Genomic DNA, 6087 nt, shown 5'->3' with positions numbered 1-6087 from the left:
GTCGATTTCGGGATAGATTTTGGCGATGCGCCCCTGCCGCTCGCTGCCGCCGCCGGAGGCGCCCTGTCCGCGCGGAGCGACCGAGACCGGCGCGTCGAGCCGCAGCAAGGCGGCGTGACGCTCCGGCAGGCTGAGCCGCAGGTAAGTCGCGCCGGAGGCGATCCGCGCCACCGCTTCGCCGGGCATGACGACCGATCCGGGAACAATGGCGACGGTCAGCACGCGACCGGCCTTGGGCGCGAGGATTTTGCCTTCTTCCGACTGCGGGGCGATGACGGCGCGCTGCGAACGCACCGATTCGAGCTGATGCCGCAATACGTCCAGATTGGTCTTCGCCTGATCATAGGCGGCCTGGGTCGTATAGCCGCCCGCCTTCAGGGTTTTGGCGCGTTCGAACGCGGTATTGGCGTTATCGATTTGTGAATCCAGCGCCCGCAATTGCCCGTCGAGCGACTGGGCTTGCAAGGCAAGTTTGTCGTCGGCGACAATCGCGACGACATCGCCCGCCTTGACCTGCGTCCCCTCGTCAACGAAGCGGCTCAGGATCGTGCCGCCGATGCGGGCGCGCGCCGCCACGATGTCGCGGCTCTCCACCTGGCCGAACAGGGCTTTCATGTCCTGGATGGTCTTTGGCTGCACGAGGAATTCGCCGGCGCCCGCGTTTCCGCCCATGCCGAGCGCAAGAAGCAGCGCCAGCGGGGCGAAACGGAAAAAAAGCGCTCGAGCCTTTTCCGATCCGACTGAGTCGGATCGGGGCTCTAGTTTATTGTTTTTACGCGTTTTCTTCACGCGAACCGGGTTCCACTTCGCTGGAAAACGCTCTAAGGCCGATGAACGGCGGGGATGATGGCGCATAAGCGGTCCTGCGTTTGATGGCGACGTCATTTTTCATTGTTAATTTACAAATATGTGAATATATAAAGGGATGGACGTCAAGCGATTAAACGACGCGGCCGAGGAAGCTGCGGATTTTTTGAAGGCGCTGGCAGCCCCAGGGCGGTTGCGCGTGCTCTGTTTGCTGTCCACCGGCGAACATTCGGTGACGGCCCTCGCCGAGGCGATGGGCGCCCCGCAGCCGACGATTTCGCGCCACCTCACTTTGTTGAAAAAAGATGGCATCGTTGCTTCGCGCAGCAGCGGCACGACGCGCTTTTACCGGCTCGCGGATCGGCGTGTCGAAAAGCTCATGGGCGTTCTCTACGAAAGTTTTTGCGAGAAAACGCCTCACCGCTGACCAAGATCCGGCTTCGACAAATGTCCGGTCAACAGGGTTCTTCCCCGCCGAGACATTGACTTCGGCGGAGGTAATGAAGCGTCGCCCGTCCCGGCAGTGCGTCAGGGAGCCGAAGCCTTGAAATTCGATTTAGCCGTCAGACCGAATATCCTTCCCTGGCCTCCGATGATTTACGCGATTGGGGCCATATCGGCCTATATCCTGGGGCGCCTTGTCCCCTTCGCCTTCGTCCGGGAGGACGCCATCGTCATGACCGGAGTCGTTGTGCTGTTGGCTGGCGTTATGTTGGATTGCTGGGCGATGGCTACGATGTGGCGGAAGGACACCAACATTCTGCCGCATCGGGGCGCCGATGCGCTCATTACTTCGGGACCGTTTAGTCTTACGCGCAATCCGATCTATCTCGGCAATACGATCGTTATGCTGGGCTTGTCGGTATATCTCGACAATGGATGGTTCGCATTAACTGGAATCGGGGCCGCGATCCCGGTCGATCGGCTCGCGATCCGCCGCGAGGAAGCCCATCTCGAAGCGCGCTTCGGAGAAGCATGGCTCGCCTATGCGGCGCGAACACCGCGTTGGTTTTTTAGGCACTTGTGATCCGCCCGCAAGATTTTGGCCGCGGGTTTTGAGGACCTGCGTCAACATGACGCGAACCTTGCGGATTGCAAGGCGATGTCCCGCTGGCCATCTACGGCAAGCATCAGGGATGCACATATTATCGATAGCGAGAGGAGCAGCATATGAGGACCGATTTATTGGGCGCCATCGTGATCGCCGCCGGTTTCGTCATCGCCGCGCCGGCGCTCGCTCAAAACCCCGAGCCGGGCAAGGGTCCAGTTGCAGCGGCCTGCCAGCAGGACATTGAAAAATTCTGCGCCGGCAAAGAACATGGACAGGGCGCCGTTCGCGCGTGTCTCGAAAGCAACAAGGCGAGTGTCAGCGCGGGTTGCGCGAATGCTTTGGATACAACCGGTCCCGGTCGCAGGCAATGACGGCGCTCTGATTTAGAAAACGTGCTTTCATTTCATTGATCTATAATATTAACGCGGGGCGTCGGCGTCAGGAAGAATGCTGTCGCTGGCGCCGTGTGTTCCTTGCGACATACGGTCGGCTTCTGCTTTCCGCCCGAACAATGGGCTTCGGGGCTTTTTGATTTGAACAGTCGCCAGGGTTCTTCGTTCTTTGGCCGCCGCCGATTAGATATATTTGGAGCCATGGGTAAATTCCGACCGTGGATGCCAGGACTCGCGCTGGTAGTGTGTCACCGTCGCTCGTCGTGCGAGCGAATGTCTGGCTTGTGCTAGGAACTGCTGATTATGTCGGTCTGGGCACAAGACCTGACCGGACAAGAATAAGGAGCATAATCGCCATGGATTTACATACCATTCTGATCGAAGCTCTCGACGACGAGCGAAAGACCGAGGCAACCTATGCGGCCATCATCGAACGTTTCGGTCAGGTCCGGCCCTTCACCAATATCGTTGACGCCGAGGCGCGGCATTCCCGGGCGATTGAGCGGCAGATGGAAAGGCTTGGCATTGCAGTCCCCGAAAACGGTCGCGTCGGCAAAGGCGCGGCCCCCGCGACCCTCGCCGCCGCATGTGAGGGCGCAATCGTCGGCGAGTTGGAAAATATCGCGCTCTACGATCGATTGCTTCCCCAGATTTCCGATGTGACTGCGCGTTCCGTGCTGGCGAATCTGCGCGATGCGTCGCGCGACAACCACTTGCCTGCCTTCCGACGATGCCTGGCGCGCGAAAGTGGGACAACCGATGGCGGATCGGCCGCGCGAGGGCCTCGGGGCGGTCGGGGATACGGACGGTTCGGGAACGGGGGTCGCGACGGGAGGTGACGCGGCCGGGCAGACGGGACCGGGCGGAGGGTTGCCGGAGCATCAGGCTGGCTTACACGCGACCCGATCAATCAGCGCCGACCTCCCGCCGCGCCCCGCTCCCAAGCCCAAAATTCGTCTCCCGCCCGTCCATTCGAGCGAAGGACAGCATTCCTCCGGAAATGTCGCGGGCCTTGAATCCGTTTTGCAACAGGATGCGCGTCGCGACATAGGCGCGCTGTCCGGAGCGACAAACAACATGCACTTCGCGGTCGAGCGGCAGTTCTTTGAGGCGCGCCCGCAATTGGCCAAGCGGGATGTTCACTGCTCCCGTGCAGCTCTCTACTGCGAGTTCGGATGGTTCGCGAACGTCAAGAATAAATGCGTCTTTCGCGGAATCCCAGTGGCTGATCGGCATGTCGCCCCGTAGCACGTTGGCGGCCACCATCCCGGCGAAATTGACCGGATCCTTGGCGCTTCCGAACTGTGGCGCATAGCAGAGCTCGGCTTCCTCCAGGTCGTAGACCGTTGCGCCCATCTGGAGCGCCATCGACAGCGCGCTGATCCGCTTGTCGACGTTGTCTTCGCCGAACGCCTGGGCGCCCAAAAGCCGTCCGTCCGACTTGCGGAAGATCACCTTCATCGCGATTGGCCGCGCGCCTGGGTAATAGCCAGCGTGCGAGTTCGGATAGAGGTAGGCCTTCTCGTAGTCCTTGTCGCCGATCCGGTTCAGCGTCTTTTCGCTCGCGCCAGTCCAGGCGGCCGCGGCGTTGAATAGCCCGATGATCGAGGCGCCCTGGCTGCCGCGGAAGCGGGAGTCGCGACCGGCGATCACGTCGGCTGCAATGCGTCCCTGCCGGTTCGCCGGGCCCGCGAGCGCAATGAGCGCCCATTCGCCGGTGACGAAATCCTTGACCTCGACCGCGTCGCCGACGGCGAGGATATCGGGATTGCTCGTGCGCATCTGGTCGTCGACTCGGATGCCGCCGCGCTCGCCGATGGTAAGGCCCGCCATCTTTGCCAACGTCGTATCGGGACGAACGCCAAGCGCGAGGATCACGATGTCGGCTGGATAGGTCTTTCCCGATTTGGTTTCGACGTCGATGGCGCCGTTCGCGGCCGGTTTGAACGCCGCGACGCCGTCATTGAGCACGAGCCGGATTCCATGCCGCTCCAAATGGCCTTCGACGATGCGTGCCATTTCCCGGTCGAGCGGCGCCAGAACCTGATCGAGCATTTCGACGATTGTGACTTCGAAACCGCGATGAACGAGATTTTCCGCGGTCTCGAGGCCGATGAACCCACCGCCGATAACGACCGCCCGAGTCTTCGGCCTCACGGTCTGAAAGCCCGAGTATCGGCGCATGCCCGCGAGAAACAAAGAGCCCTTATCGATCCACTCGCGGATCGCCCGCGCATCGGGCACAGTCCTCACCTGGAAAATGCCGGGCAGGTCGATGCCAGGCAGAGGAGGACGCACCGACGACGCTCCGGGGGACAGCACAAGCTTGTCGTAGCGCTCGGTTGTCACCTTGCCGGTCGAGACGTCACGCAGATCGACGGTCTTCTTTTCCGGCGAGACGGCGACCGCTTCGCAACCCGTTCTCGCGTCCACGGCGAACTGGGCGCGGAAAGTGTTGACGTTCGCCACCAGCAGGCTCGACTCCTGCTCGATGACGCCCCCGACATGGTATGGCAGCCCGCAGTTCGCGTAAGAGACATACGGCCCCCGCTCGACCATGAGAATCTCGGCCTGTTCGTCCAATCGACGCAGGCGCGCCGCGCATGATGCGCCGCCCGCCACGCCGCCAACGATGATCACTTTCATGAGGAGAGTTCCTTCTCTCTCGCGCTTTTTTGCGGCTGCACTTCGTTCGAAAACGCTCTAGCCAGCGGGTGGCGCCGGGAGTTCGGAATCTCATTAGAACCAATCAATTAAGTTGTCGAGCCATGGGAATCGGATGTGACCGAATATGTGTGCCGGCCAATCACCCTTTGGATCGCGATGAGACGTTTTGGACTGCTGCGGTAGACCGCCCGGCGACAAGAAAAATGTGCGATCGGCGGAACGGACGCTGGCGTCGAGAGCTGGTTTGCCAGAAATTTTCATCTTGCGGCGTTTGTAATGTTTATTATGCAAATAACATCACATCGGTGAGGCCGCTTTAGCATGAATCGCGCCCTGTTCTGACATAAGCTCAAGCGAAGGAAACCTCTCATGTCGATCGACCGGCGCACGCAAGGATTTTCGACCCGCTCGATCCACGCGGGCTACGAACCGCTCGACTATCACGGCTCGCTCAACCCGCCGGTTTTCCTGACCTCGACCTACGCATTCGATCGGTCGGACACCGGCAGCGACCGGTTTGCCGGAACCGCGCCGGGCTATATTTACAGCCGCGTCGGCAATCCGACCGTCACCGTGCTGGAAACGCGGCTGGCCGTATTGGAGGAAGGCGAAGCGGCTTTGGCGACATCGTCCGGCATGGGCGCGATCACCGCCGTGATCTGGACACTATTGAAGGCGGGCGATGAAATCGTCGCCGACAAGACGCTGTATGGCTGCACGTTCGCATTGTTGCATCAACAAGTCGCGCGCTTCGGCATTACGACGCGGTTTGTCGATCTTACCGATCCCGGCAATCTGACGCGGGCTTTAACTGCCAAAACCCGGATGGTGATCACCGAGACGCCGTCAAATCCAAATATGCGGATCGTCGATATCGCCGCGATCGCCGAACTATGCCGCGCCAGGGGCGTTCTGTTCGTCGTCGATAACACCTATTGTACGCCCTATCTGCAACGCCCGATCCCGCTCGGAGCCGACGTCGTCGTCCACTCCGCCACCAAATATCTCGGCGGCCATGGCGATCTGCTGGCCGGCGCAATTGTCGCGCGCAAGGAGTTGATCGAGCAGTTTCGCCTTGTTGGCGTCAAGGAATTGAACGGCGCCTGCATCTCGGCCCTCGACGCCTTTCTTGTGTTGCGTGGGCTGAAAACCCTGTCGTTGCGGATGGAC

The 6087-nt window shown here is 60.8% G+C and carries 7 protein-coding genes; 5 read left to right on the top strand and 2 right to left on the bottom strand.

Going from position 1 to position 6087, the window contains the following annotated elements; genetic code table 11:
- Positions 1 to 672 (bottom strand): efflux RND transporter periplasmic adaptor subunit (locus tag QZY01_RS22460; RefSeq protein ID WP_294541738.1); only part of this gene is annotated, 672 nt, incomplete at its 3' end.
- 253 nt (positions 673 to 925) lie between these two features.
- On the opposite strand from QZY01_RS22460, the gene QZY01_RS22455 reads away from it, so the two are divergent.
- From QZY01_RS22455 to QZY01_RS22440, 4 genes are all read left to right on the top strand, one after another.
- A complete protein-coding gene (locus QZY01_RS22455) occupies positions 926 to 1234 on the top strand; it encodes a metalloregulator ArsR/SmtB family transcription factor (protein WP_294541736.1) in 309 nt (102 codons plus the stop codon).
- Positions 1235 to 1483: 249 nt separating this feature from the next.
- A complete protein-coding gene (locus tag QZY01_RS22450; RefSeq protein WP_294541734.1) occupies positions 1484 to 1834 on the top strand; it encodes an isoprenylcysteine carboxylmethyltransferase family protein in 351 nt (116 codons plus the stop codon).
- A gap of 170 nt (positions 1835 to 2004) precedes the next feature.
- Positions 2005 to 2229 (top strand): cysteine rich repeat-containing protein, encoded by a 225-nt coding sequence (locus QZY01_RS22445; RefSeq protein WP_294541731.1) that lies wholly within the window; start codon positions 2005 to 2007, stop codon positions 2227 to 2229.
- A 377-nt stretch (positions 2230 to 2606) separates the two neighbouring features.
- On the top strand, positions 2607 to 3089 hold the full coding sequence (locus QZY01_RS22440) for a DUF2202 domain-containing protein (RefSeq protein ID WP_294541729.1): 483 nt from the start codon (positions 2607 to 2609) through the stop codon (positions 3087 to 3089).
- 67 nt (positions 3090 to 3156) lie between these two features.
- On the opposite strand, the gene QZY01_RS22435 is transcribed toward QZY01_RS22440, so the two are convergent.
- Positions 3157 to 4896, bottom strand: a complete 1740-nt coding sequence (locus QZY01_RS22435; protein ID WP_294541726.1) for an FAD-dependent oxidoreductase — start codon at positions 4894 to 4896, stop codon at positions 3157 to 3159.
- A gap of 390 nt (positions 4897 to 5286) precedes the next feature.
- On the opposite strand from QZY01_RS22435, the gene QZY01_RS22430 reads away from it, so the two are divergent.
- A partial coding sequence (locus tag QZY01_RS22430; RefSeq protein ID WP_294541724.1) for an aminotransferase class I/II-fold pyridoxal phosphate-dependent enzyme occupies positions 5287 to 6087 on the top strand: 801 nt, incomplete at its 3' end.

This window comes from uncultured Rhodoblastus sp. (genome assembly GCF_903903185.1).
Taxonomy (GTDB): domain Bacteria; phylum Pseudomonadota; class Alphaproteobacteria; order Rhizobiales; family Beijerinckiaceae; genus Rhodoblastus.
This window is presented reverse-complemented; position numbering and strand designations above follow the sequence as displayed.

Coding starts and splice junctions, on each gene's coding strand:
- QZY01_RS22435 (WP_294541726.1), bottom strand. CDS start 4,896: ATGAAAGTGATCATCGTTGGCGGCGTGGCGGGCGGCGCATCATGCGCG.
- QZY01_RS22450 (WP_294541734.1), top strand. CDS start 1,484: ATGACCGGAGTCGTTGTGCTGTTGGCTGGCGTTATGTTGGATTGCTGG.
- QZY01_RS22455 (WP_294541736.1), top strand. CDS start 926: ATGGACGTCAAGCGATTAAACGACGCGGCCGAGGAAGCTGCGGATTTT.
- QZY01_RS22440 (WP_294541729.1), top strand. CDS start 2,607: ATGGATTTACATACCATTCTGATCGAAGCTCTCGACGACGAGCGAAAG.